Here is a 26,337-nt window from a genome sequence, read left to right on the forward strand (position 1 = left end):
GGTCTCGCGCCGGCCGGTCAGTGCTTGCCGAGCGCCCGCCGTACGAGCAGCGGTAGCTGGGTCGCGCGCTCGATGCCGAATGCGCGGCGCGGTCCGGTATTCCAGGTGCGGTCGAACATTCGCTTCGCCGCGGCTACCGCGTGCGGCGACCGTGCCGCGATCCGGTCGGCCAGCTGTTCGGCGGCCGCCATCGGATCGGCGGCCACCTCGGTGACCAGCCCGATCCGCTCGGCGTAGGCGGCGTCCACCGGGTCCGCGGTCAGGGTGAGCAGCAGCGCGCGATCGGCGCCCAGCAGGCGCGACAACGTCACGGTCCCGCTCATATCCGGTACGAGACCGTGCGCGGTCTCCATGACCGCGAAATCCGAATCGGGCGTTGCGAATCGGAAGTCGGCCGCCGTCGCCAGTTGCAGGCCGGCGCCGTAGCAGTGGCCGTGCACGACGGCCAGGACCGGTTGCGGCAGCCGGCGCCACGCCCAGCACGCCTCCTGGAAGGTGTTGGTGCCGCGCCACGGGTGCGGCAGGAAGTTCCGCGCGATCGCCAGCGGATTCGCAGCCGTTCCGGCGATATCCAGGCCGCTGCAGAAGCTGGGTCCGTTGCCGGACAGGATGACGCTGCGGACGTCGTCGGCGCCGCGCAGCGTGTCCGCGATGCGCCGAAGCTCGCCGAGCATGGGGATGGTGAGGCCGTTGTGTTTGTCGGCGCGATCCAATGTCACGTAGGCGCGATCGCCCGCGATCCGGAAGGAAACCTGACCCATCGAATATCCACCTTCGTGCCGGGCCGCCCGACGCCGCGGCGCTCGATCTTACTTTTCGGTAAGTTAGCATGGTGGGCCCGCGGCGGGGTAGGCCTCGCGGTCTCCGACCTGATTGTGCGGTGCGCCACCAGGTTCGACGCGTTTCGGCAGCACCCATCAGTTGCGACGGCTTCTCGGTGGCGCCGTTCGCGGCGGGAGCGATCGAGGTCGTAGTCACGTTCCACTCGTCCACAGGCGGCGTCCACGACAACGAGTCCGGGCCGGAACTCCACGGAGTCCCGGCCCGGATGCGTGTGTGCCGCTCAGCCGAGGGGTGCGTCGTCCACCGACGGCATGACATCGTCGGGCGCGTCGACCGCCGGCGCGGCCAGACCCGCGGCCGCGCCGACCAGCGCGCCGACCGAGGCGCCGACCATCGCGACGGGTATCGCGACCGCGGCGGCGCCCATGGCCGCACCGACAACCGGCAGGACCACCAAACCGCCCGGCAGGAACGGGATTCCGGCTATGAAGCCGGCGACCGCGCCCACCGCCAGACTCGCCGAGGTGAGCGGACTCGCAACCGTGTTGGCGATCGACGTGCCGATGGCCCCGCCTGCCATGGTGGAGGCCGCGATCCGGTCCGACCGGGTCGGGTCGAAACCGGCGGCGTCGAGCGTGCTCGCGAATTGTGCCTCGGAGTGTGCGGCGGCGTCGTTGATCTGCGCGGCCGCGTCGTCCGGAAGCAATGGGCGGTAACCGGATTCGAGGTCGCCGAACCGCAGCACGCCGTCGGGCGCCTGGATGGGCGCGACGGTCGGCAGCGCCGCCAGATTCGGCAGGTGCAGCTTGTCGACCTCCACCGGCGCGAGCCGCTGGCCGGGGATCGCGCGCGCGCCGACCGGCGAATTGCGTGCCACCAGCACCCGCGGCGCCGGACCGGCCGGGGCGGTGTCCGCCGCGGCCGCCGGGTCGACGCCGGGGGCCGCCGCCGCATCGGGTGCCGGGAATTCCTCGGCGATGTCGTCGGCGGGTGCTTGCTGGTCGTCGACCGCCGGGGTCTCCTCGTCGGTTCCCGCCGCCGGGGACTGCTCGAAGTTCCAGTCCGGTGCGGTGTAGCTGTCGGCCGCACCCGGGTCGATGACCTCGGCCCCGGGCTGATCCTGTTCGGCGACGGTCGTGTCCGGCATTCCGGCAGGGGTCTCGGCGCCCAGGTCGTCGGTCACCACCGGGTGCGCGGCCGCCATCGGCTGCGGAGCGCCGGGCGGGCCGGCCACCAGCAGTGCGGCCACCGGCAGGGCTCCCGCGACGAACAACGGTGTCCGCCGCCGGATCCGCGGGGTGGCGACCGATTCTCCCTCAGCCTCGACGTGCGTGGCTGCCGGCGTCTGCGGTACTGGAGAACTCACGTGCGAGCGTTCGCCCATCGATGCCCCTTCCGTTTCGAGTGTCGAACTGACGTCGTTCATTCGAAACCGGCAGAGGTTCGGATTGGTCGGCCGTGGCGCGAAATGCCAAGTGCGACATAGCCGACAATCGGATTGGGTCACCGAACGGAAAGGCGGGCCGGGACCGGAAGTCCAGGCCCGCCTTCGCGGTGCCGATCAGCTCACTTCGCCCTCACGGGGCGACATCGCCGGCCGGGGGCGGAGGTGCGTTGTCGGGCCCGGGCCCCGGAACGGGAACCGTGAGGCCGATGGCCGCGCCGATCGGCGCGCCGATGAGCGCGCCCGCCGCGCCACCCACCGCGCCACCGATCACTGTGGCCGGTACCACGAAGACCGCACCGCCGATGGCTCCGCCGATGATCGGGACCACCACCAGTCCGGCTGGCAGGAACGGAATTCCGGCGATGAAACCCGCCACCGCGCCCACCGCCACGCCGGCCGCCGTGAGCGGCGAGACGACCGCGTTGGCTACCGTCGCGCCGACGACAGCGCCGACTGCCGCGCCGACCGCCGCGCCGGCGGCGGCGCCGGTCAGCGAGCCTCCGACGTTCGGATCGAATCCCGGTGGGGCCGGATCGGCCCCGGGTGGGCCCGGATCGACCCCGGGTGCGCCCGGACCGACGGGGTCGTCCGCGTCGAGCGTGCTCACCGGCTGTGCGTCGATCCGGGTAGCGACCGCCTCGGTCGGTGTGAGCATGCCGCCGGCCGCGGACTGATAGCCGACGTCGAACATGGGCTGCGCGTCCCCGGCGACAAGTGCCGGGCCGGAATTCCACCCGGGCGCGGTATCGCTGTGGGCGACGCCCGTGACCACGGGATACGCGGCCGCCATCGGCTGCGGTGCGCCGGGCGGACCCACCACCAGCAGCGCGGCCACCGGCAGGGCTCCCGCGACGAACAGCGGCGCCCGCCGCCGGATCCATCGGGTGGAGACCGGTTCAGCCTCACCTTCCGCGTGCGCGGCTGCCGGTGCCGACAGCGGTATCGAACGAACGTGCGAGCGTTCGCCCATCGGGGGCCCCTTCCGTTACGAGTATGGAACTGGACGTTCTGCATTCGGAACAGCAAGGTGGTTCGGATGGGTACGGTCCGGCGGCGGACCGTCCGGGCTCAGCCCGCCTCGGCCTTCGATGTGCCTGTCGGCGAACCCAGTTCCGCGTGGACTTCGCGATCGTCCTCGTTGTTGCCCTGGATCGCCTCGAGTGCGAGCCGGGCGAACAACCACTGCTCGGTCGCCGCCATCTGACCGCGGTGCCGGCCCATGAACGCCACCATCCACTCGAACACGGTGACCAGGCGGCTGCGATACCCGATCAGGTAGTACAGGTGCAGGCCCAGCCAGGCGAGCCACGCGATGAAACCGCTGAACTCGATCCGGCCCATCTTCACCACCGCGTCGAACCGCGAGATGGTGGCCATGCTGCCCTTGTCGAAGTACTTGAACGGCTGCCGGTCCGCGACGGTCGACTTGCCGGCCACCTCGGAGCGGATCAGCTTGGCCGCGTACGTCGCACCCTGGATGGCGCCCTGCGCCTGCCCCGGAACCCCGGGGACCGCCATCAGGTCACCGACCACGAACACGTTCGGGTGGCCCTTGACGGTCAAGTCGGGTTCCACCACGACCCGGCCGGACCGGTCCACCTCGGTCCCGTCGGAAGCGTCTGCGAGGAGTTTGCCGAGCGGGCTGGCCTGGACTCCGGCCGACCACACCTTGCACGCCGCCTCGATGCGCTGCGTGGTCCCGTCGGTGTACTTGACGGTGACCCCGCGCGCGTCCAGATCGGTGACCATGGCGTTGAGCTGGATCTCGACACCCATCTTGGTCAGCCGCTTCGCGGTCGCCGCACCCAGTTTCGGGCCCATCGGCTTGAGCACGGCGTCGGCGCCCTCGATGAGAATGACGCGGGCGGTGCGCGGGTCGATGTTGCGGAAGGTGCCGACCATGGTGCGCCCGGCCAGTTCCGCGATCTGACCGGCCAGCTCGACGCCGGTCGGGCCGGCGCCGACCACGACGAAGGTGAGGAAGCGTTCGCGGACCGCCGGATCGGTGGCGACCTCGGCCTCCTCGAAACTGCCCAGGATGCGCGCGCGCAGTTCCAGCGCGTCGTCGATGGTCTTCATGCCGGGGGCGTAGGTGGCGAAGCGGTCGTTGCCGAAGTACGACTGCTGGGCGCCGGTCGCCACGATCAGGCTGTCGAAGGGAGTGACGGTGTCGTGGGCGAGCAGCCGGTGGGTGACCGTCCGCGCGGACAGGTCGATCTCGTGCACGTCGCCGAGCAGGACCGTGGTGTTCTTGTACTTCTTGAGCACCTGGCGGGTGGCGGGGGCGATCTCACCGGTCGACAGGATGCCCGTGGCCACCTGGTACAGCAGCGGCTGGAACAGGTGGGTGGAGGTCTTCGAGATCAGGGTCACGTCGACGTCGGCTCGTCTGAGGTGCCGGCAGGCGAACAGCCCACCGAACCCGGAGCCGAGCACCACCACTCGGTGTCGCCGGGCGCTAGTGGTTTCGATACTCATTGAGGGCTCCTTGCGAGGTCTGCCTTCGGTGTCCGACTTGCCATACGGTAGTCGCCTCGGGCCGCTCGGTCGCGATGTGTCCGATTCGCGGGATTTCCGGTCACGACTGGTCGCCGAACAGGATTTCCGCGACCTGGGTGGTGGTTTGCGATCCGTCGTCGAATCCGCCGTCGGGCCCCAGCGAGTTCATGATCGCCAGGGTGTAGCGCTCGCCGGGCCCGGCGAATCCGACCGAATTGGTGACCCAGCCCGAATCCTCTTCGGACCAGCCGTTCTTCACGCCCGGCCGCATGTCCGGTCCCGCGCCCCACATGCCCCACCGCTGGTCGGGGCCGACGTTGCGCATGCGGTCGAGCAGGTAGGCGCGGTCGTCGGGGTGGATGCCGGTCAGGACGGTGTTCATCAGCCGGTCCAGGTCGGCGGGCGTGCACTGTTCGAACCCCCAATACGGGTAGGCCCGGTCGCTGCTGGGTTCGGCGACCAGGCCGGTCATGCCGTAGCGCGGGAAGTCGTTGTCGAAGGCGAGCCGGTCGGGACCGGAGTAGGTGTCCCACAGCGCGTCGGTGGCGTCGTTGTCGGAGTCGACGAGCATCGCGTCCATCCGCTCCCGGTCGGCGGGGGTGAGTGTGAGGGCGCCGGCCCGGGCGCGCTGCAGCAGGTCCACGGCGATGGCCAGTTTGATGGTGGACGCGGTCCACATCCGGGTGTCGGCGGCCGCGTTGCGGTAGAGCGCGCCGGTCACCCGGTCGCGCACCACGTAACCGATGGTGCCGGGCCGGGTGGCCAGGTAGGCGTCGACCGCGGCGGCCTGGGTGGCCAGATCGCAGGTCGCGAGGTGGCCGCAGGCCTGTTCGAGCGGTGGGGCCGGGGTGGCGGTGGCCGCCGGTCCGGTCGCTGCGGCGAGTGCGGCGCAGGCGGCGAGGACGGCGGCGGTGTGGACCCGGTAATCGCGCACATGATCACGATAGGCGAATCGTCGCGAATGTCGGGTTACCGCCGGGGGTGAATCAGCGGTGCGCGGCCATCAGGTTCGTGGCCGCGCCACCGTTGAGCTGGTGGCAATGGGCGAACGCCTCGGAGTGCTCGTCGCGGGGCCAGGTGTGCAGCACCACGTCCCTGCCGTAGGTTCTGGAGTGGATCAGCTCCCAGAGATCTCCGGCCCGGCGCACCGTGAAACCTGATCTCGGAAGTAGGGGAATCACCGTCGCATTCATTGCGGGAACCAGCCTTTCGATACCGCTGTGCAAACCCTCCCGAACAGCACTGTGACACAGGAGGCGGCGCGTTCCGGCGTGACACGCGGGGCGTGCCGCGGTTCTGTCCGGGGACTGCCCTTTGTCTGGATCCTCTTGTGTTGCTGGAAATTTGGTGAATGACCGAGTTTCCGGATAAGTGTCGAAGTATCCGGGTCCGCTCGGGGTTCGCTGGGGTTCGATCAACGTGGTGTGGATCTCTCGCGAGCGCGCGGCCGGACACGGACGCGACCCGGGTTTGTAGGATCGGCAACCGGCAGGCGAACCATGCGGCGGCACGACGGAGAGGGGGACCGATGGCACTGCACATCCACCGTGCCGAGCGCGCGGAGACCTTGGTCACCGAACTGAGTGCGCTGCTGGCGATCCCGCTGCCGGATCCGTTCGCCGCCGAGGTCGTCGCGGTGCCGGTCAAAGGCATGGAACGCTGGCTGGTACAGCAGCTTTCCGGTGTCCTGGGTGTGGGGCCGGACACGCTGGACGGCGTCTGCGCGAACATCGCCTGCCCGACGCCGTCGGCGCTGGTGGCGGACGTGCTCGCCACGGCGAGCGAAGTTCCCGCCGCCGCGGATCCGTGGGGTGTCGAGCGCCTGACGTGGCCGGTGCTGCGCGCACTGGACGCCGCGCTGGACGAGCCGTGGGCGGCGGTCCCGGCCCGGCACCTCGGCCACGGCGACGCGAGCTCGGTGCGGGTCGGCCGGCGGCTCGCGACGGCCACCCGGATCGCGACCCTGTTCGACGGCTATGCCGCGCAGCGGCCGACACTGATCACGGATTGGGCGGCGGGCCGCGACACCGACGGCTACGGGGCGGCATTGCCCGAGGATCTGCGCTGGCAACCGGAACTGTGGCGGCGAGTGCGCGCCGAGCTGGGGGTGGCGAGCCCGGCGGAACGGCTGCCGGCAGCCGTTGCCCGGTTGCGTGCCGAACCGGGCTGTGTCGCACTGCCGCAACGGATCTCGCTGTTCGCGCCGACCCGGCTGCCGGACGATCAGCTGGCCGTGTTGACGGCGCTGGCCGAGCATCGCGATGTCCATGTGTGGCTGGTGCATTCGACGCCCGCGCTGTGGACGGCGCTGGGCTCGGCGCCGATCGACGGTGCCGATGTGCTTGCCGGGCAAGATATTCCGGTGCTGCGCTCGGCGGACCACAGTGCGCGGCTGGTAGCGCATCCGCTGCTCGCCGCGCTCGGCCGGGACGCACGTGAGCTGCGGCTTCGGCTACCGGTCCGGCCCAGCGTGCCCGACCGGCATTATCCGTCCGCCGCAAGCGATTCCGCGACATTACTTTCGCGGTTGCAGGCCGGACTGCGAGACGACAGCTGGCCGCCGGCCGCCCCGGCACCCGACGACGGCACGGTGACCGTCCACGCCTGCCACGGCGCCGCACGGCAGGTCGAGGTGCTGCGGGAGATCCTGCTCGGCCTGCTCGCCGCCGACCCGACCCTGCAACCGCGCGACGTGGTGGTGCTGTGCCCCGACGTCGAACGGTACGGGCCGCTGGTGCGGGCGGCGTTCGGGCAGTGGCAGAGCGGCCAGTGGACCGGCGACGACGAGCTGCCGCATCCCGCGCACGGGCTGCGGGTCCGCCCCGCCGACCGCTCGCCCGGCGCGGTGAATCCGGTGCTGGCCGTACTCGAGCAGCTGTTCGCGCTGGCCGACGGCCGGGTCGAGGTCACCGCGGTACTGGACCTGGCGGCCGCGGATCCGGTGCGGCTGCGCTGCGGATTCGGCGACGACGATCTGGAACGGTTGCGCGAGTGGTCCGCCGAGACCGGCGCCCGCTGGGGGATCGGACAGCGCCAGCGGCAGGCGTACGGGCTCGGCGACTTCGCGCAGAACACCCTCAACGCCGCGGTGGACCGGATCCTGCTCGGCGTCGCGGCCGGTGAATCATCCGAGGACTGGCTGGAATTGGCGTTGCCGCTCGACGACGTCGACTCCGGCGACGTGGACCTCGCCGGGCGGCTCGCCGAATTCGTGGACCGCCTCGCGGTCTGCCTGCGCGACCTCGGCGGACCGGTCCCCGGCGCACCGGCCGGCACCCCGCGACCGGCCACCGAATGGCTGCGAGTACTGGAACGGGCCCTCGACCTGCTGACCGAGGTGCCACGCGGGCAGCAGTGGCAGGCCGCGCAAGCCCGCACCGAACTGGCCGCCGCCCTGGAACCCGCCGGCACACAGATGCTGCGGTTGCCCGACATCGCGGCACTGCTGCGCGGGCGGCTCGCGGCGCAGGCCGGGCGCGCCAACTTCCGCACCGGGGAGCTCAGTGTGTGCGGGCCGGCTCCGCTGCGGTCGGTGCCGCATCGGGTGGTGGTGCTGCTGGGGCTCGACGACGAGGTCTTCCCGCGCGCGACCGGGATCGACGGAGACGACGTGATGTCGCGGGCGCCCCGGATCGGCGAGCGGGACGCCCGCAGCGAGGACCGGCAGCTGCTGTTGGACGCGATCATGGCCGCCCGCGACAAGCTGGTCCTGCTCTACACCGGTGCCGATCCGGTGACCGGCGCACCCCGTCCGCCCGCGGTGCCGGTCGCCGAACTGCTCGACGTGCTGCGGGAGCTCACCGGTCCGGTCGCGGCGGATACCGCGCATCCGCTGGCCACCGTGCACACGCGGCACCCGTTGCAGGCCTTCGACTCTCGCAACTTCGACCCGGTGCGCCCGTTCGGTTTCGATCCGCTCGCGCTGGCCGGTGCGCGGGCCGCGGCACATCCGCCGCAACCGGCCGCGCCGTTCCTGTCCCAGCCGCTGGCCGCGCCCGTGATCGAGGACGTGGAGCTCGCGGACCTGATCGCGTTCGCCGAACATCCGGTGCGGGCGTTCCTGTGGCAGCGGCTCGGGATCCGGGTGCCCGAGGAGGACGACGAGGTCGACGACCGGCTGCCGATCGAACTCGACGGCCTGACCCGCTGGAACATCGGCGAACGGATGCTGGCGGCCCGGCTCACGGGTACCGCGCCCGAGGTCCTGCGGGCCGCCGAGTGGCGGCGCGGCACCCTGCCGCCGTTCGGGCTGGGCGCGGCGGTGCTCGAGGATGTCGAGTACACCGTGGACCGGCTGGTGCGGGTGGCGCGCCCGATCCACGAACTCCCGGCACACACCCTCGATATCGCGGTCGACCTCGGCGGTGGCCGGCGGCTGACCGGGACCGTCGCCGATATCCGCGACGACGCGGTGGTGCGGGCGACGTTCTCCCGGCTGGCGCCGAAACATCGTATGGCGGCGTGGATCCGGGTGCTGGCCCTGGCCGCCGCGCACCGCCACCAGAGCTGGCGCGCGGTCACTATCGGCCGCGGGAAGTTCGGCCGCCCCGCCGGCCGCTCGACCGTGGTGCCGCCGAACGGCGCCGGGGCACTGGTGATCCTGCGGGACCTGGCCGAGCTGCGCGACGAAGGGCTGACCGCACCGCTGCCGATCACCCCGACCGCCTCCGCGCTCTACGCCGACCGGCGTTGTGCCGGAGCCGATCTCGCTGACGCCCGGCTGGCCGCCGACCAGGAGTTCCTCGGCGGCCCCAACGGCCCCAAGGCCTTCGGCGACCACACCGACCGCTGCCTGCGCTACGTCTGGGGCCCGATGACCGGCCTGGACACCATCGACACTCCGCTGCCCGCCCCCGACCGCTCCGGCGAGACCACCCGCTTCGGCGCCTGCGCGCGCCGCCTGTGGTCCCCGCTGCTGGCCGCCGAGAACCAGGACCAGCCGTGACCGACGAACTGTTCCCGCTGTCGGAGGAAACCGGCCACACCCCGCGCCGCCGCGCCGGCGGCCGCGGGCGAACGGCGACGGCGGCGCCGGGCGCCGGGCGCGTCACCCACGGGCCGTCGGATGCGGGGACCGGGCACGACAGTGATCCGGGACTGGAGTTGTTCGCCATCGGCACCATCGACGGGCCGGAGGACACGACGACTGTAGCGGCCGACGAATCCGCCGGGCCGGGCCTGACAGCAGGCATCGCCGCCGACGATTTCGCCGACATGTCTGCGGAATCGGCTGTGGCGCAGGCAGTGACGAGCTCGGCGCCGGTGTTTTCGACCGACGCCTCGTCGCAGGGCGCGGACAGTGTGTTCGCCGCCGATCCGGTCGGCTCGGGTGTGTCGGGGCGATCGGGCGATCGGGCCCGCACCGACGGCTCCGGGAGGGGTGCGGGTGAACCGGCGCGAGGGCGTTCGGTCGCGTTCGCTGGGGAGCTGGACGCGGAATCGGCTGTGGCGCAAGAAGTGACGAGTTCGGCGTCGGTGCTGTCGATCGATGGCTCGTCGCAGGGCGCGGCCGGTGTGCTCGCCGAGGATTTCGCGGCGAGCAGGAATGGGTTGGCGCTCGCCGGTGAGGCGGGTACGGAATCGGGTGCGATACAGCGGTTGTCGCGGTCGGCGACCGCGTCGGACGCTGCGAGCGGCGTCGCACTGGTGGGATCGGGCGAAGCTCTGCTGGATTCGGTTGCGGGACAGGCAGTTGCGTTCGAGGTCCGGCCGCGCGGTGAATCTGCTGTCGGCGGTGACGGATTCGAGTTGTGTGGGCCGCTGCCGGACGGGACCACGGTGCTGGAGGCCAGTGCCGGGACCGGGAAGACGTACGCGATCGTCGGGCTCGCGGTGCGGTATGTGGCCGAGGGCGTGGCCGATATCAGCCAGTTGTTGCTGGTCACGTTCAGCCGGGCCGCTACGCAGGAGCTGCGGGAACGGACGCGGGAGCGGTTCGTGGCGGTGGCGGCGGAACTGGCCGAGCCGGAACGGGCGCGGGGGAGCGCGGACGAACTCGTCCGGTATCTGGCCGACGCCGACGCCGCGGAGGTCGCGGCGCGACGGGCCCGGCTGCGGGGCGCGCTGTCGGAGTTCGACGCCGGGACCATCGCGACGACGCACAGTTTCTGTCAGCGCATGCTCGACGAGCTGGGGCTGGCGGGGGAACAGGATCCGGCGGCCCGATTGGTGGAGGGCGTCGAGGATCTGGTCGAGGCCGTGGTCGAGGACCTGTATCTGGCCCGGTACGCGCGCACCCAGCCGCCGTTCCCGCTGGCCGAGGCCCGGCAGCTGGCCCTGGCCGCGGTCGCCGATCCGCACGCCCGGCTGCGTCCCGACGACGCCGACGTCGGGGATCACCCGGCCGCCGAGAAGGTGGCCTTCGCGGCCGCGGCCCGCGCGGAAACCCGCCGCCGCAAACAGCTTTCGGGTCTGCGCGACTTCGACGACCTGCTGGAACTGCTGCACGGCGTGCTCGCCGACGAACGCCACGGACCCGCGGCGTGCGCACGGGTGCGGGAGCGCTACCGCGTGGTCCTGGTCGACGAGTTCCAGGACACCGACCCGCTGCAGTGGGAGATCCTGCGCCTGGCCTTCCACGGCCACCACACCCTGATCCTGGTCGGCGACCCGAAGCAGGCCATCTACGCGTTCCGCGGCGCCGAGGTGCTGAGCTACCTCAGCGCCGTCGAAGCCGCCGACCACCGTTACGAGCTGACCACCAACCGGCGCAGCGACGCCGGCCTGCTGGCCGCGCTCGATCATCTGCTGACCGGCGCCGAGCTCGGGCACCGGCAGATCACCGTGCCGCCGGTCTCGGGCGTACACCCCGGCAGCCGGCTGTCGGGGCCGCAGGGTGCGGCGATCCCGTTGCGGCTGCGATGTTTTCCGCGCACCGGTGCCGGGCCGCTGAACAAGAGCGGCTTCCCGGTGGTGGGCCGCCAGCGCGATCGGGTGGTTGCCGATCTGGCCGCCGACGTGGTCGCCCTGCTGGAATCCGGGACGATGTGCGGCGACCGGCCGCTGGGCGCCGGTGACATCGCGGTACTGGTTCGCACCCGTGCCCAGGTCGATCTGGTGCGCGACGCGCTGGAACGGGCCGGGGTGCCCGCCGTACTGGCGGGCGGGGCGAGCGTGTTCGCGACCCGCAGCGCCACGGACTGGCTGTGGCTGCTGCGCGCGCTGGAACAACCGCATCGAGCCGACCGGGTACGCCTGGCCGCGTCCACCGCGTTGCTCGGGGTGTCTGCGGCCGAGATCGATTCCGGCGGTGCGGATCTGGTGGGTCGGCTGGGCAGCCGCCTGCGGGACGCGGCTCGCCTGTTCGGCCGCGCCGGGTTCGCGGCCGTGTACGACCGGATCGCCACCGAGTCGGAACTGGCGCCGCGGCTGCTGGGCACGATCGGCGGCGAGCGGGAACTCACCGACCTGCGCCACATCGCGCAGTTGCTGGACCAGGTCGCGGTGCGCGAACAGCTCGGGCTCAGCGCGCTGACCCGGTGGCTGGGCGACCGGGTGCGCGACCCGGCCTCGGGCGTGGTGTCCGACCGCAGCCGCCGCCTCGACCGCGACGCCGCCGCGGTGCAGATCGCGACCGTCCACGCCAGTAAGGGCCTCGAATTCCCGGTCGTATACTTGCCGTTCGCCTGGGACAGCGCCAAACCGTTCACCCGCACCACCATGCTGTTCCACGAGCGTGGCGTGCGGTACCTCGACGTCGGGGGCGGCGGTGGGCGCGACCGCAGCGGCGGCGACAAGCCACCCGGCCACGACGAGCGAAAGGCGTTGTGCGAGGCCGAGGAAGCCGGTGAGGAGCTCCGGCTGCTCTATGTCGCGCTGACCCGGGCCCGGTCCCAGGTGGTGGCGTGGTGGGCGCCGGCGTTCGGCACCGACTGTTCCCCGCTGCACCGGCTGATCGCCGGTCGCGCACCGGGCACCGGCGAGGTACCGCAGCGGACCCGGGTCGCGGCGGACAGTGTCGCGCTGCAACAGATCTCGCAGTGGGCCGCGGCCGCCGGACCGGGCCTGATCGCGGTGGAGACCGCCGGCGGCCAGGCGACCGCGACGACTCCGTGGCGCCCACCGGCGGCGGTGGCCGGGGAACCGGCGGCGGCGCGCTTCGACCGGACCGTCGACCACGCCTGGCGCCGCACCTCGTACTCGGCGCTCACCGCCGGCGCGCACGCCGCCCACGGTCCCGAACTGCCCGGGCTCAGCGACGAACCCGACGAACCGGCGCTGCTGACCGCCGACGACGCCGAATTCGCCTCGGCCGCACCGTCGTTGTTCAACACGATGCCCTTCGGCGCCGAATTCGGCACGCTGGTGCACGCCGTCCTCGAGCATGTCGACACCGCCGCAACGGATCTCGCGGCCGAGGTCCGTGCCCGCTGCGCGGCCGCCGTCGCCGAGGTCCGCGCCGAACTGGACGCCGACGCGCTGTCCGCCGCACTGCTCGCGGTCCTACGCACCCCGCTGGCCCCCGGTACCGCACTCGGCGCTCTCGCCGCTATCGCACCCGCGGACCGGTTGGCGGAGTTGGACTTCGAGCTTCCGCTGGCCGGCGGCGACACCCCCGCGGCGCGCAATGCCACACTTCCCGCGATCGCCGCACTGCTGCGAGCCCACCTGCCCGCCGACGACCCGTTCGCCGGCTACCCCGACCTGCTCGCCGAGCTGGACGACGCACCCCTGCGCGGCTACCTGACCGGCAGTATCGACGCGGTCCTGCGCACATCCGAGCCCGCGTTCCACGTCGTGGACTACAAGACCAACCGGATCGGCGCGGGCGACCTCACCGTCGCCCACTTCACCCGCGAGCGGATGGCGCAGGAGATGCTCCGCTCCCACTACCCACTCCAGGCCCTGCTGTATTCGGTTGCCCTGCACCGCTATCTACGCTGGCGCCTCCCCGGCTACGACCCCGCGCGGCACCTGGGCGGCGTCCGCTACCTGTTCGTCCGCGGCATGATCGGCCCCGCCACGCCACCCGGTTGCGGTGTCTTCGACTGGCGTCCACCGTCGGACCTGATCCTCGCACTGTCGGACCTGCTGGCCGGAAGGGATTCGCGGTGACCTCGATTCGGCCGGTGCGGCGAGCCCGGCGACTGCTGCGTGCCTACGGACCGACGTGCCCGAAAGGCCCCGCCCTGACCCCTGTCCCGCCGGCGCAGCGGGCTGCCGGGCCACCGCGGACGCTCCGCCACGCCGAGGTGCCGGCGGGTGTCGACGCGCACGCCCAGCTGCGGCGCTGCGGCGCTGCGGCGATCGTGGCACCGCCGCGTCTGCCTACCGGAAAGGACTCGCGGTGACCTCGATTCAGTTGGCGCAGCGCGCAACCGGGCTGCTGCGTACCTTCAACGCCGCCGGGGTGCTGTCGGCGGCCGATGTGCATGTGGCGTTGCGGCTGGGCCGCCTGGGCGGGGAGGACGCCGAACCGGTGATGCTGGCGGCGGCGCTGGCGGTGCGGGCCGTGCGCTCGGGGTCGGTGTGTCTCGAGCTGGGCCGGATGCACGAGATCGGTGTGGACGGTGAGGGTTCGGGGTACGACCCGGAGGCCGAGCCGGTCGATCCGGCGACGCTGCCGTGGCCGGAGGTGGAGGCCGTGGTCGCCGCGTTGCGGCGCAGCCCGCTGGTCACGGGCGGGCCGGCCGGGCCGCTGTGCCCGCTGCGGCTGGTGGATCACCGGGTCGGGCCGCTGCTGTACCTGGACCGGTACCACGCGCAGGAGGAGACGATCCGCCGCGCGCTCACCGAGCGGGCCGCGAGTTTCCCGCTGATCGACCCGGATACCGTTCGCGGACAACTGGATCGGTTGTTCGACGCCGCGCAGGCGCCGGGGGAGCCGGTGGATCGGCAGCGGGTCGCTGCGGCGCTGGCGGCCACCCATTGGACGACCGTGGTGGCCGGTGGCCCCGGCACCGGCAAGACCCACACCATCGCGCGCATTCTCGCGCTGCTGGTGGCGCATCAGGCCGCGGTGGGCGCGCCGCCGCCGCGGATCGCGCTGGCCGCTCCGACCGGGAAAGCCGCTGCGCGCCTGCAGGAGTCGGTGCGCGAACAGGCCGGTGCGCTCGAGCTGCCGGAACTGACCGCGGCCACTCTGCACCGGCTGCTGGGCTGGCAGCGCGGGGGCGTGACCCGGTTCCGCCACCACGAACACAACCGGCTGCCCTACGACGTGATCGTGGTCGACGAGACCTCCATGGTGTCGCTGACGATGATGAGCCGGCTACTGCCCGCGGTGCGGCCCGACGCCCGTCTGGTCCTGGTCGGCGACCCCGACCAGCTGGCCTCGGTGGACGCGGGCGCGGTGCTGGCCGACCTGGTGGCCGGGCCGGTGGAGGCGAGCCCGAACCCGGTGCTGGATCAGGTGCTCGGCGGCGCGCTGTCCGAGCCGAGCGACCATTCGGACGGCTTGAGCGCGCGGGAACGGGACCGGCTCGACGGCGGCATCGTCCGCCTGACCCGGGGGCGCCGGTTCGGTGGCAAGATCGCGGAACTGGCGGTCGCGGTCCGCGCGGGCGACGCCGACACCGCGCTGGGTCTGCTGGCCGACGGCGGCGACGAACTGTCGCTGGTGGATCCCGACGACATCACCGCGGTGCACGCCGACGTGGTGGGTGCCGCCCGTGCCGCCATGGTCGCCGCCGAACGCGGCGACGCGCTGGAAGCCTTGGCGGCCATGGAGTCTCACCGTCTGCTGTGCGCGCACCGGCAGGGCCGCTACGGCGTCGAGCACTGGGACCGGCAGGCCGCCGGCTGGGTCGCCGCCGCCGGGCAGGGCGCGGAATCGACTGCGGGACAGTGGTATCCGGGACAGCCGCTGCTGGTCACCGCCAACGATCACGAGGCTCGCATCTACAACGGCGATACCGGTGTCATCGTGCGCGTCCCGGACGGTTCGCTGCGCGCGGCCCTGCAGCGCGGCAGCGAACCGTATCTGGTGCACCCGACCCAGTTCCCCGGCGTCACCACGGTCTACGCCATGACCATCCACCGCAGTCAGGGCAGCCAGTACGGCGCCGTGTCGGTGGTGGTACCCGGCGCGGAGTCCACGCTGCTGACCCGGGAACTGCTGTACACGGCCGTGACCCGGGCGCGGACCCGAGTGCGGATCCTGGGCACCGAGGAGTCGCTGCGGGCGGGCATCGCGCGACGGGTGTTGCGCGCCAGCGGATTACGGGCCTGACCGGCCGGGCCGGCGTCCGATCGCGCACGGTTCGGCGGCGGTCGCGTCCGGCCGATCGGCGCGGTCCGCCGGAGTCGCCGCCCGAAACCGGCCTTCGTGGTCGCCGTACACCGCAGCGGCCGTCACCGGCCCGATCGGACGTACCCAGGTAGGAGTGCCGGAATGCGGCCGGATCACGCACGTCCGTACCCTGCGGTGATCGGGTGCCCGGTGGCCCAGGGTCGGGTCCGGTGCGGCGGGGGACTGTTGGCGCGGCCCATCGCCCGGTCCTAGGCTGGGAGCGCGGGACAGGTGCGCGTTTCACAGGAGGAGCCGGCAACCATGGCCAATACCCCCGAGCATGTCGAGGTGCTCATCATCGGTGCCGGCTTGTCCGGGATCGGCGCGGCGCACCATCTGCAGACCGCATTCCCGGGGCTGTCCTACGCGATCCTCGAGGCCCGCGACACCCTCGGCGGCACGTGGGATCTGTTCCGCTATCCCGGAATCCGGTCCGACTCGGACATGTTCACGCTCGGCTACCGGTTCCGCCCGTGGCTGGGGGAGAAGGCGATCGCCGACGGCGACTCGATCCTGCGGTATCTGCGCGACACCGCCGCCGAAGCGGGGATCGACCGGCGGATCCGGTACGGGCACCGGGTGGTGTCGGCGGGCTGGTCCGCGGACGCGGGCCAGTGGACGGTGACCGCCGAGGTGGCCGGTGCGCCGGTCACGTTCACGGCGGGCCTGCTGTACTGCTGCGCCGGCTACTACCGCTACGACCAGGGCCACACCCCGGAGTTCGCCGGCACCGAGCGTTTCGCCGGGCCGATCGTGCATCCGCAGCACTGGCCGCAGGACCTCGAGGTCGACGGCAAGCGGGTGGTGATCATCGGATCCGGTGCCACCGCGGTCACACTCGGCCCGTCGCTGGCGAAACTCGGTGCGCACGTGACGATGTTGCAGCGCTCGCCGAGCTACATCCTGGCCGCACCGGCCCGGGACAAGATCAACGCCCGGCTGCGGCAGTTCCTGCCGCCGCGCGCCGCGTACGCGCTCACCCGGGCCAAGAACGTCTCCTACACCACCGCGTTGTACCAACTGACGCAACGGTATCCGGAGCGCATGAAGGCGTGGATGCGCGGCCTGCAGGAACGCTGGCTGCCCGACGGCTACGACCTCGACACCCACTTCACACCCAGCTACGACCCCTGGCAGCAGCGGCTCTGCCTCGCGCCCAACGGCGACTTCTTCCGGGCCATCCGCAAGGACACCCTCGACATCGTCACCGACCGCATCGACACCTTCACCGAGACCGGTATCCACCTCGAATCCGGCGCCGACCTGCCCGCCGACATCGTGGTCACCGCCACCGGCCTCGACCTGCTGATGTTCGGCGGCCTCACCCTCAGCATCGACGGCGTCCCCCTGGATCCCGCCACCACCATGGCGTACAAGGCGATGATGCTGTCCGGTGTCCCGAACTTCGTCTTCGTCATGGGCTACACGAACGCATCCTGGACGCTGAAGGCGGATCTGGTGTCGGAGTTCACCGTTCGCCTGCTGCGCCACATGCGCAACCACGGCTACGCCTCGGTCACCCCGCAACCGGATCCGGCCGTCGAGCGGGCACCGTACATGACGAACTTCAACCCCGGCTACATCCAGCGCTCGGCCGCGACGCTCCCGGCGCAGGGCGACCGGCACCCGTGGCGGTTGCACATGAACTACCTGCTCGACGTCCCGCTGCTGCGCTACGGCCGGATCACCGACCGGGCGCTGCGCTTCGCGCGCGCCGCATAGCGCGGCGTGCTCGGCGGCCTGGGCACGGCCTCCGCCGGCGGCCTGCTCGGCGAGCTCGCCAACGACCTGCCCGGCGACAACAGTGGATCGGCCGGCGGGCCGGCGCACGACTACGTCACCGGCTCGGCCGGTGGTATGGCCCCCGGCGCCCCCGGCGGCGCCGTGTCGGCGCTCGCCTCGAGTGTGCTCAACGGCCTGCTCGGTGCGGCGATCAGCGGCAGCGCGGGGGCCGCTGCGGCGAACTGACCGGGCGCGTCCCGCCACCCGGGCGGGCTACCGCGGGGTGTTGGCCGCGATCCACGCCGCGACCTGTGCCCGGGTCGTGAAGTGGAGCTTGCTCAGGATGTGCTCTACGTGTCCGGCCGCCGTGCGCTGCGAGATGACGAGTTTCTCGGCGATGGCCCGGTTGGTCAGGCCCTCGGCGACGAGCTGGGCGATCTGCCGCTCCCGGCGGGTCAGGCCGGCCAGTGCGGTGGGAGGTTCGTCCGCCGTCTTCGGTTGCTCTTCGAGCGCGTATGCGATCGCCGCGTCGAGGTCGAGGTCGTGGCCCTGCCGGGACGCCGCGTCGAAGGCGCGCTGCCCGAGCGTGGCAGCGGCGAACTGCCGGGCCTGATCCTGATGGCGGAACACCTGCAGATAGGTGACCGCCTGGCTGCCCAGCGATTCCGCGACCGCCATCGCGGCACCGGCCAGCACAGCGGCTCGTTGTGGCTGATTCCGTTGCGCCGCAACAAAAGCCAGGGTCGCCAGCGCGGTCGCGACCACCTGTCGATCGTCGATCGACCGGGCGAACCGCATGCTGTCCGCCAGCAGCACCGAGCCGCGCTCGAGGTCACCGCGCTCGACGGTCGTGTAGCCGAGCTGGGACAGCGCGTAGCACCGGTACACCGAATCCTCGTGCTGTGTGGCGAGTTCCAGCACCCGCGACTCACAGGCGGCGGCACGGTCGGTGTCGCCCAACCGTCCGCAGGCCATACCGAGTGCCAGCATGCCCGAAACCTGGTGCAGGACATCGCCGGCCGCCTCGTACACCGGCAGGGCGCGCTCCAAATACGTCACCGCACCGGAGAAATCGTCCGAGAACAGCGACACCAGGCCCTGCGCGCCGTCGACATAGGCGGCCAGGAGCCGGTCGCCGCCGGCCTCAGCCGCCGCGCGGGCCTGCTCGATCCGCTCGGCTCCCGACCGGGCGTCGAGCTCGATCGCCGCCAAAGCGGCGTCCATGCACAGCGCCGCGACGTGTTCCAGCGCCGATCCACCGGTTCGCTCCAGGGTCCGGCCGAGCCAATACCGGGCCTCGCCGACCCGCGCCCGCGCGACCCAGAACTCGTAGAGCGACGCCGCGATCCGCTCGGCCGACTCGGGCTCGTCCCCTTCGGACAAGCCGAATTCCATCGCCTCGCGCAGATTGGACTGTTCGCGGCGGAGCCGATCGATCCATTCGAGCTGCCGCGGCCCGATCCACGCGGTGTAGGCCCGCACGGCCAGCCGCTCGAACCAGGAGCGGTGGCGGTGCCGTAACGCGGTTTCCGTGCCGGTGGCCCGCAGCCGCTCGCGGCCGTACTCGCGCAGCGTTTCGAGCATCCGATACCGGACACCGCCGGAGATGTCGTCCCGGATCAGCACCGACTTGTCCACCAGCGAGCTCACCAGGTCCAGGACCGCGCCGGGCTCGAGCCCCTCGCCGCAGATCACCTCGGCGGCGTCGAGCTCGAACCCGTCCGCGAACACCGTGAGCCGGGCCCACAACTCCCGCTCCCGATCGGTCAGCAGGTCATAGGTCCAGTCGATGCACCGGCGCAAGGTCTGCTGCCGGTCCGGCGCCGCCCGGCCGCCTCCGGTCAGCAGCCGAAACCGGTCGGTGAGTCGTTGCAGGATCTGCTCGGGGGACAGGGCTCGCAGCCGGGCCGCGGTCAACTCGATGGGTAGTGGCAGGCCTTCGAGTCGCCGGCAGATGCGGGCGATGGCGACGGTGCTGTCCTCGGTCAGTTCGAAGCCGGGCACGGCGGAGCGGGCGCGGTCGAGGAACAGCGCGACCGCGTCGCAGCGCAGCAGCGCCCGCCCGCTCGCTGGTAACTCGCCGGCCGGGACCGTCAGCGGCGGCACCGGGACCACCACCTCGCCGGCGATGCCGAGCGGTTCCCGGCTGGTGGCGAGGATGCGCAGGCGCGGCGCGGCCCGCAGCAGCGAGTCCGCCAGTGCGGCGACCGCGTCGATCAGGTGCTCGCAGTTGTCGAGCAACAGCAGGGCATGCCGGGCGGCGACGAAGTCGGCCAGCAACTCCATCGGCGTCTGGGTGGGCTGTCCGCGGAGTTTGAGCGTGGACACCACGGCACCGGCGGCCAGTTCGGGCTCGCGGACCGCGCCGAACTCGACGTACCACACCCCGTCGTCGAACGCGCGGCGCACCGCCTCGGCCACCTGGATCGCCAACCGGGTCTTGCCCACCCCGCCGATACCGGTCAAAGTCACCAGTCGCGACTCGGACAGCAGCTGTTTGACCGCGCCGATCTCGTGTCCGCGGCCGACGAAGCGGGTCAGTTCCGCCGGAAGATTTCCCAGCGTGCCAGAGGCGGCGGCAGGCATTGTTTGCGCACCTCCAGTCGGTGGCAACAGGGATCCACCTGCAAGATTACGCCGCGCCACCCCCCGCCGAACCGCGGTCGGAACCACGGTGCGCGGCAAAAACGGGTATATCTACCGTCCCCCTGACGGCGGGATCGGGAGACGCTGTAGCAGTAGCCAGCAACCGTCCCCGGAGGTCTCGATGATTACGTCCGAATTGGACACCAACACCAGTGCCGCTGTCGCGCCGCGAGCAGAGGATCAAGTATTGATCCGCCGGTGCGCGGCGTGCGACAAGTTGTACGCGCCGCCGACGGACAGCTGCTCCTCCTGCGCGTCGCGGGACCTGGAGTCCGTGCCGTCGTGCGGAGCCGGGTCGATCGTGTCCTGGCGCGTCGTGGACCGCGACCCCACCGGAGTGAACGGCGGCCAGCTGTTGACGATCGCCATCGTCGAACTCGATGAGGGTCCGTGGGTCTACACCTGCATCGACGGAGAGGTGCCGGCATCGGCGGACGGACCGGTGCGAGTGCAGTTCCAGCCGCGTCCGCACGACGACCGGTTCCCGGTCTTCGAAGTGGCGCCGACCCCGAACAGCCTGGTGGCCGCCGCGCTGTCGTGAGCGCGGTCGGCAACTGATCGGCTTTCCGTCCTGGCGGTGCTGACGCCGCAGCGGCGTATGACCTCACCGATCGACATCGCGTCCTCCTCCGACCAACGCGCCGTCGTCGACCCACCGGCTGCAGGGCGGACGTGGTGCTACGGGCCGCTGGAGCCGACTGGGCTCTCGAACGCGTCGCGGCGCTAGGACCACAAGCTCCGGTTATACCGCTCGTTCTCTTCGATCAGCTCTTCCTCGGACAACAGATCCTCGTCGAACGGCCGCCGATTCCGTACCGGCGCAACAGGGTTCGCCTGCGGCTGCTGATTCCACGCCGGCGCACCAGGGTTCGGCTGGGGCTGCTGATTCCATAGCGGCTCAACAGGTTTCGGCTGCTGGACCGCACTCTCCAGGGCATCGCACGCGGCCATGATCCGCGGATCCGCCATGAACTCGTCGAGCTGCTCCAGCACCTGAGCGCGCGCCCGCTCGAGGGCCTCCCGCGCGAGATCGGCGATCAGCTGTCCCAGGTACGCCCCGTACGGGGTGATGCTCTCGTCGATCCGGACCGCCGCCAGCGTTCCGTCCGCGCCGACTTCGACCGCGACCCCGTGCCGGGCGGCACCCGCCCGCCCCGCGAGCAACGCCCGGCCGACGGACTCCATCCGCCCGGTGATCGGATCGACATCGCCCCCGGTCGGACGCATGCTGTCAACCCCTCCCAGTAACCTCTAAGGTAGTTCGAAGATAGCGCATTTCGGGGGAGGACGAACGATGGCTGATGACCTGTGGGTGGACCGACCGGGCCTCGAAGGCCTGATCACGGCTTTCAATACTTCCCGAGACGCATTGGGCGGGATCGAGACCCAGAGCCAATCGAATCCAGAGCCCGGCTACCCACTCGGCCGGATCGAGGATGCGCTACCCGGATCCGGTCTCGGAGCGGCATTTTCGAAAGCCGGGTGGCGAGCGAATGCGAGCATGGGCGGCGTCGGTGTTCAGCTCACCGAGATCGCCGACGCGGCCGGCATCAGTATCAACGAGTACTTCCACGTCGACGGCCTCACCGCGGAACAACTGCGCGCCGCCGAGGGCAGCATCCGATGAGTTCCGTGCCGCCCACCAAGTCCCAGATCCGCAAGTGGAACGTCGAACCTCTTGCCGCGCAGGCCCTGGAGTGGAGTAACGCGTCCAAGGCCGCCACCACCGAATACAATTCGATATCCCGGCAGTTGGCGGATTCACCGGGATTCTGGCGCGGTCCCGCCGGTGACGCCATGCGAGACAGAGGAACTCAGGGTGCGATGGCATCCCTGTCCAAGGTGGTCGCCGGCCTGGACAAAGGGGTGACGGCCACAACGAACATGGTCCAGTCCCTCGTCGACGCGAAAACCGCCGCGGTCGGCGCCATCGCGGCCGTCGAAGAGTCGTGCTTCATCGTCGGCGAGGACGGCACGGTCGGCTACGACAAGTCGACCATCGCCTGGCTGGTCAACGCCGGCTACAAACAGATCGCAGCCAGCCAGATGCTCCTCCTCCATCTCGCCAAGATCCACGAATCCGACATCAAGGCGAAGCTGCGGGCTGCGGCGGACGCCGCGGAAGCTGCACGAACAGCGATCGACAATGTCTTCGCGGACGTCCCGATACCGCTGAACAAGCAGATGGATTGGATAGAGCGGGAATACCAGGTCGACTCCGACAGCACTGGGATGACGAACTGGCCCACGGGGCTGAAGGCCACCTTGATGGGAGTCGTAGGCAAGGATCCGCTGCCGATCACAGTCGCGGAAGCACAAATGCTGGACGATCTGTCGCTGGTCGACCAGATAAAGTTCTACCGCATCATGCAGGACGCCGAAGACTCCGCCAAGGCAGCCTTCCCTCCTCAGAACGGACAAACCGACGAGGACAACCACACCGACGCGTACCGGCACGCGTATTGGAACGCGCGAATGACGCAGGTGTTCGGCGAAGATTGGACCAAGGAATACACCACCAAGCATGAGGGTCGAGACGACAACGCTGCAGTTCGCGAGGCGATGGACCTCCACAATAACGACATCGGCAGGCAGATCGGGCTGGCAAATCCGGACGCCGATCCTGACGAACTCCGAAAAATTGTCCGAAATGCTGTCGATAACGGCGATACTGTGATGATCAACAAGGACTTCCATCTGAGTCCCACCAATCAGGTCGCGCAAGGACAGGGCGCGCTTTCCGTAGACTTCAATAATAGTGGCCCGCAGCACAGGCCAGGTGTACCGGCGCCGAACAATAATCCATCCACCAAGTGATACCTACTGCAACAGGAATCGGAGAATCGTGAGAGGCAAAATCGCGTTGTATGCGATTCGTATTGCGGTACTGGCGGCGACGCTCGGAAGCGTAGTCGGATGCCGAATGCCGCTCTTCCGGGAAACTGTTCATGTTCGAGAAGAAAGTCCGGCTCTTCAAGCCGAGTTCACCCGCCTCGAGGAAGAGCACGCCACCTCGACGCTGGGTGCACTGGTGACGGACTCCCGGATCGGTATCGGGCAGTGGGATCGGATGTACTCGATCGCCAGCGCATCGGACGATATCTTGAACAGCAGACTGGGTACCGATCTGCGCTGGTCGGGATTGCCGTTCGACGATGCGGACGTCCAGATATTCATGAACAAGGGAAAAGTGGTCTACGCCTATCTCGATAGAGAGCCGTACCACGATGTCGAAAACCTGATGTTCGCCACCCCGCAGTCGGTTGTTCGAACCCGGCAGATCACTCCGGCCCGGCAGGACAGCTACCAGCCCCCGGACTACTGGCGGGCCGAGATCGAAAGCTTCGCGCCGTGATTTACGGCTTCCGGTCTCGCTGCATCGACACCCGGCGTACGGTTGGTCGCGAGGGGAGGAAACCGTGAGGAACAGAAAATCATCGTATGCTCGATCGGGTATTCTCCTGATAATTCTGGCGACGATACTCGGAAGTGTCGCCGGATGTCGAGTGCCGTTCTTGCGGGAAGGCGTGACCGTTCGAGACGAAAGCACAGCCCTGCAAGCCGAGTTCACTCACCTCGAGGAGGAGCACGGCACATCGACTCTGGGTGCGCTGGTTGCTGACTCCGGTATCGGCATCGGGGAATGGGATCGAATGTACTCGATCTACGCTACAACGGGCAATATTCTGAACCAGAGGCTCGGCACCGATCTGCGCTGGTCGGGATTGCCGTTCGACGATTCGGATGTGCAGGTATTCATGAACAAGGGAAAGGTGGTGTACGCCTTTCTCGACAGAACGCCGCGTCACAATGTCGAAAACCTGAAATACGCCACTCCTCAATCGGTCGTCCAAGCCCGGAAATTCACGCCGAAACCTTGGGATGGCGGATACCAACCCCCGGACTACTGGCGGGCCGAGATCGAAAGCTTCGCACCATGATCCCCGGTTTCCTTTTCCTGCGGTTGTGAATCCTGTTGCGGTGTCCACTGATCCGCTGGCATCGCAAGAACGTCCTTCCCTGCGCCGTCCGTTGCATGCCTTTTTGTCGATGCCCCTGCACGGCGGTTGTTCGAACCCGGCCGCCTAACTGTCGAACAACCCCGGAATCTCCAGTGCCCGTTCGATATCCGTGCGCTCGCCCAGTGTGACGAGCACGCTGCGGATCATGGTGAGGCGAGCGGTGGCGACGGCCTCGGGGGTCGGTTCGGTGTCGGGCTCGAGGTCTGTGGTGACGCGGTAGACGCAGAATTCGCAGACCTGGAGTGCGGTGTCGAGGTTGAGGGGGTCGGGCTGAGTGCGGCCGAGGGCGGTGAAGCGGTCGCGGACCAGGGCACGGACGCCGTCGAGGGCTTGGACGCGGTAGCCGGAGACGGGTGAGCCGGGGTCGTGGAGTTCGGCGAACACCGGGCGCAGCATCGGGCCGTGGCTGCGGGCCCAGTCGAGGTAGGCGTCGATCAGGCCGATGCCCATGGTGACCGGGTCGTCGACGTCGCCGAGTGCGGCGCGGATGCCGTCGACCAGGCCGGTGTTGGAGGCCGTGAGCAGGACGTGCAGCGGCCCTTCGGCATTGGCGAAGTAGCGGTAGAAGGTCGGCCTGGAGATGCCGGCGGCATGGATGATCCGGGCGACGGACAGGCCGCGGGAACCGTGCGCGGTGAAGACCGCGGCGGTGCCGTCGACGATGCGCGCTCGGACCTCTTCGGCCTGCTCGGCGGTCTGTGGTGGCCGCCCGCGCCGGGTCCTGATGTCTGCTACGTCGCCGGTCATGGGCGTTTCCTCCGGTTTCCTTGAGCTGCCGCGCCCCATCTATTAATGTAACACTACTGTTAGAAATAACAGGGCCGACCGCGCATGCCAGGGGTCGCGGCGGACTGCAGGAGAGGACTTCGTATGAGCAACGTTATCGCCGGCAAGAAGGTGCTGGTCACCGGCGCCGCGATGGGCCTGGGTAAATCGTTCGCCGAGCGGGCGATCGACGAGGGCGCCAGCGATGTGGTGCTGTGGGACATCAACGAGGTCGCGCTGGCGAAGACGGCCGCCGAACTGCAGGCGCGCGGCAAGGCGAAGATCGTGCACCAGCAGGTCGACGTCTCCGACCCGCAGGCCATCGCCGACGCCGCCGCCGCCGTGCGCGAGCGGGTGGGCGACATCGAGATCCTGGTCAACAACGCCGGCATCGTGCGCGGCAACGGCTACTTCTGGGAAACCGAGAACAAGGCCGACATCGACAAGACCATGGCGATCAACTCGCTGGCCCCGATGTACATCACCCTCGAGTTCCTGCCCGCCATGGTCGCCAACACCGGCACCGAGTCGCGCATCCTCAATATCGCCTCCTCCGCGGGCCTGGTGTCCAACCCGCGCATGGCCGTCTACGCCGGTTCCAAGTGGGCCGCCCTCGGCTGGTCGGACTCGGTGCGCCTGGAGCTGGAGCAGTCCGGCAACAAGCACGTCAAGATCAGCACCTTCTGCCCGACCTACATCAACACCGGCATGTTCGACGGTGCCAAGGGCGTGCTGTTCACCCCGATGATCAAGCAGGAGGACGCGGTCGACACCGCGTGGAACGGCATGAAGAACGGCACCCCCGTGAACATCATGCCCTGGACCTCCCGGATGAACCGCGCCATCGGCGGCCTCATGCCGCAGCGCCTGCGCGACTTCTACCTGAACGCGGTGGGCGTCTACCACTCGATGGACGAATTCACCGGCCACAAGAACTGAGGGTCGGCCGCGAGGCCGAGACAGCAAGGGGCGCAGTCGAATCCGGCTGCGCCCCGCGTTCGTTCGCGGCGCACGCGGATGAGCAGCCGGCGCCCGTGGCGGCAACCGTCGGTGAATTCCTGATTAGCTCGAATCGGCCGGCGGGGCGATCCGTGGTGCGGAATTAACGCGCCCGTTCCTCATGCGGAAACGGTCACGACCAGTTGGCCGCCGCGTCACGCCCGAGTCATTCCCGCGACGAACTTCCCACTCACCGTTTGGGAACCGATTCATATCGGTGTCCA

20 protein-coding genes are annotated in these 26,337 nt (G+C 70.2%); 11 read left to right on the forward strand and 9 right to left on the reverse strand.

Features of this window, described 5'->3' with window-relative positions; genetic code table 11:
* Positions 1–17: 17 nt before the first annotated feature.
* From EBN03_RS14685 to EBN03_RS14710, 6 genes are all read right to left on the reverse strand, one after another.
* Positions 18–761, reverse strand: coding sequence for a crotonase/enoyl-CoA hydratase family protein (locus EBN03_RS14685; protein WP_122188579.1), 744 nt, complete (start codon positions 759–761; stop codon positions 18–20).
* 302 nt (positions 762–1,063) lie between these two features.
* A complete protein-coding gene (locus EBN03_RS14690) occupies positions 1,064–2,149 on the reverse strand; it encodes a hypothetical protein (protein ID WP_147471590.1) in 1,086 nt (361 codons plus the stop codon).
* A 211-nt stretch (positions 2,150–2,360) separates the two neighbouring features.
* A complete protein-coding gene (locus EBN03_RS14695) occupies positions 2,361–3,200 on the reverse strand; it encodes a hypothetical protein (RefSeq protein WP_122188581.1) in 840 nt (279 codons plus the stop codon).
* Between the two features lie 98 nt (positions 3,201–3,298).
* A complete protein-coding gene (locus tag EBN03_RS14700; protein ID WP_122188582.1) occupies positions 3,299–4,708 on the reverse strand; it encodes an NAD(P)/FAD-dependent oxidoreductase in 1,410 nt (469 codons plus the stop codon).
* A gap of 100 nt (positions 4,709–4,808) precedes the next feature.
* Positions 4,809–5,663 carry a class A beta-lactamase-related serine hydrolase gene (locus EBN03_RS14705; RefSeq protein WP_233608389.1) on the reverse strand — a complete coding sequence of 285 codons (855 nt, stop codon included), beginning with the start codon at positions 5,661–5,663 and terminating at the stop codon, positions 4,809–4,811.
* Between the two features lie 52 nt (positions 5,664–5,715).
* Positions 5,716–5,877, reverse strand: a complete 162-nt coding sequence (locus EBN03_RS14710) for a hypothetical protein (RefSeq protein ID WP_233608390.1) — start codon at positions 5,875–5,877, stop codon at positions 5,716–5,718.
* Positions 5,878–6,257: 380 nt separating this feature from the next.
* On the opposite strand from EBN03_RS14710, the gene recC reads away from it, so the two are divergent.
* The 5 genes from recC (at position 6,258) to EBN03_RS14735 (ending at position 17,927) form a co-directional block, all read left to right on the forward strand.
* The gene (recC, locus tag EBN03_RS14715; RefSeq protein WP_122188584.1) at positions 6,258–9,674 is read left to right on the forward strand and encodes an exodeoxyribonuclease V subunit gamma; all 3,417 of its coding nucleotides are present in this window, start codon (positions 6,258–6,260) and stop codon (positions 9,672–9,674) included.
* Positions 9,671–13,783, forward strand: coding sequence for a UvrD-helicase domain-containing protein (locus EBN03_RS14720; protein ID WP_233608391.1), 4,113 nt, complete (start codon positions 9,671–9,673; stop codon positions 13,781–13,783). Before recC ends, EBN03_RS14720 begins: the two co-directional genes overlap by 4 nt.
* Positions 13,784–14,015: 232 nt before the next feature.
* Positions 14,016–15,899: an exodeoxyribonuclease V subunit alpha gene (gene recD / locus EBN03_RS14725; protein WP_122188585.1), complete on the forward strand. Its 1,884-nt coding sequence runs from the start codon at positions 14,016–14,018 to the stop codon at positions 15,897–15,899.
* Positions 15,900–16,220: 321 nt separating this feature from the next.
* Positions 16,221–17,681 carry a flavin-containing monooxygenase gene (locus EBN03_RS14730; protein ID WP_122188586.1) on the forward strand — a complete coding sequence of 487 codons (1,461 nt, stop codon included), beginning with the start codon at positions 16,221–16,223 and terminating at the stop codon, positions 17,679–17,681.
* A 6-nt stretch (positions 17,682–17,687) separates the two neighbouring features.
* Positions 17,688–17,927 carry a hypothetical protein gene (locus tag EBN03_RS14735; RefSeq protein ID WP_122188587.1) on the forward strand — a complete coding sequence of 80 codons (240 nt, stop codon included), beginning with the start codon at positions 17,688–17,690 and terminating at the stop codon, positions 17,925–17,927.
* Between the two features lie 27 nt (positions 17,928–17,954).
* On the opposite strand, the gene EBN03_RS14740 is transcribed toward EBN03_RS14735, so the two are convergent.
* Positions 17,955–20,267, reverse strand: a complete 2,313-nt coding sequence (locus tag EBN03_RS14740) for an ATP-binding protein (RefSeq protein ID WP_122188588.1) — start codon at positions 20,265–20,267, stop codon at positions 17,955–17,957.
* 181 nt (positions 20,268–20,448) lie between these two features.
* Between EBN03_RS14740 and EBN03_RS14745 the strand changes: the two genes are divergently transcribed.
* Positions 20,449–20,868, forward strand: a complete 420-nt coding sequence (locus EBN03_RS14745; RefSeq protein WP_122188589.1) for a Zn-ribbon domain-containing OB-fold protein — start codon at positions 20,449–20,451, stop codon at positions 20,866–20,868.
* Positions 20,869–21,050: 182 nt separating this feature from the next.
* On the opposite strand, the gene EBN03_RS14750 is transcribed toward EBN03_RS14745, so the two are convergent.
* On the reverse strand, positions 21,051–21,554 hold the full coding sequence (locus tag EBN03_RS14750) for a hypothetical protein (RefSeq protein ID WP_122188590.1): 504 nt from the start codon (positions 21,552–21,554) through the stop codon (positions 21,051–21,053).
* Positions 21,555–21,621: 67 nt separating this feature from the next.
* Here EBN03_RS14750 and EBN03_RS33750 point away from each other — a divergent pair, with 67 nt between their 5' ends.
* The 4 genes from EBN03_RS33750 (at position 21,622) to EBN03_RS14765 (ending at position 24,268) form a co-directional block, all read left to right on the forward strand.
* Complete coding sequence (locus tag EBN03_RS33750; protein ID WP_147471591.1) at positions 21,622–21,954, forward strand: hypothetical protein; 333 nt, start codon at positions 21,622–21,624, stop codon at positions 21,952–21,954.
* A 5-nt stretch (positions 21,955–21,959) separates the two neighbouring features.
* The gene (locus EBN03_RS14755) at positions 21,960–23,144 is read left to right on the forward strand and encodes a DUF6973 domain-containing protein (RefSeq protein WP_122188591.1); all 1,185 of its coding nucleotides are present in this window, start codon (positions 21,960–21,962) and stop codon (positions 23,142–23,144) included.
* A 28-nt stretch (positions 23,145–23,172) separates the two neighbouring features.
* Entirely contained in the window at positions 23,173–23,682 is a 510-nt protein-coding gene (locus EBN03_RS14760; RefSeq protein ID WP_147471592.1) for a hypothetical protein, read from the forward strand.
* Between the two features lie 151 nt (positions 23,683–23,833).
* The gene (locus EBN03_RS14765; RefSeq protein ID WP_122188593.1) at positions 23,834–24,268 is read left to right on the forward strand and encodes a hypothetical protein; all 435 of its coding nucleotides are present in this window, start codon (positions 23,834–23,836) and stop codon (positions 24,266–24,268) included.
* 144 nt (positions 24,269–24,412) lie between these two features.
* Here EBN03_RS14765 and EBN03_RS14770 read toward each other — a convergent pair whose 3' ends face one another.
* Entirely contained in the window at positions 24,413–25,096 is a 684-nt protein-coding gene (locus tag EBN03_RS14770) for a TetR/AcrR family transcriptional regulator (protein ID WP_122188594.1), read from the reverse strand.
* 123 nt (positions 25,097–25,219) lie between these two features.
* Between EBN03_RS14770 and EBN03_RS14775 the strand changes: the two genes are divergently transcribed.
* Complete coding sequence (locus EBN03_RS14775) at positions 25,220–26,053, forward strand: SDR family NAD(P)-dependent oxidoreductase (protein ID WP_122188595.1); 834 nt, start codon at positions 25,220–25,222, stop codon at positions 26,051–26,053.
* Positions 26,054–26,337: the final 284 nt, after the last annotated feature.

The organism is Nocardia stercoris (assembly GCF_003696265.1).
In the GTDB taxonomy this organism is placed as follows: domain Bacteria; phylum Actinomycetota; class Actinomycetes; order Mycobacteriales; family Mycobacteriaceae; genus Nocardia; species Nocardia stercoris.

Bases quoted from the DNA above. Each gene is read 5' to 3' on its own strand.
- recC (WP_122188584.1), top strand. From the start codon at position 6,258: ATGGCACTGCACATCCACCGTGCCGAGCGCGCGGAGACCTTGGTCACC.
- EBN03_RS14775 (WP_122188595.1), top strand. From the start codon at position 25,220: ATGAGCAACGTTATCGCCGGCAAGAAGGTGCTGGTCACCGGCGCCGCG.
- EBN03_RS14750 (WP_122188590.1), bottom strand. From the start codon at position 21,554: ATGCGTCCGACCGGGGGCGATGTCGATCCGATCACCGGGCGGATGGAG.
- EBN03_RS14700 (WP_122188582.1), bottom strand. From the start codon at position 4,708: ATGAGTATCGAAACCACTAGCGCCCGGCGACACCGAGTGGTGGTGCTC.
- EBN03_RS14730 (WP_122188586.1), top strand. From the start codon at position 16,221: ATGGCCAATACCCCCGAGCATGTCGAGGTGCTCATCATCGGTGCCGGC.
- EBN03_RS14695 (WP_122188581.1), bottom strand. From the start codon at position 3,200: ATGGGCGAACGCTCGCACGTTCGTTCGATACCGCTGTCGGCACCGGCA.
- EBN03_RS14740 (WP_122188588.1), bottom strand. From the start codon at position 20,267: ATGCCTGCCGCCGCCTCTGGCACGCTGGGAAATCTTCCGGCGGAACTG.
- EBN03_RS14770 (WP_122188594.1), bottom strand. From the start codon at position 25,096: ATGACCGGCGACGTAGCAGACATCAGGACCCGGCGCGGGCGGCCACCA.
- EBN03_RS14745 (WP_122188589.1), top strand. From the start codon at position 20,449: ATGATTACGTCCGAATTGGACACCAACACCAGTGCCGCTGTCGCGCCG.
- EBN03_RS33750 (WP_147471591.1), top strand. From the start codon at position 21,622: ATGGCTGATGACCTGTGGGTGGACCGACCGGGCCTCGAAGGCCTGATC.
- EBN03_RS14685 (WP_122188579.1), bottom strand. From the start codon at position 761: ATGGGTCAGGTTTCCTTCCGGATCGCGGGCGATCGCGCCTACGTGACA.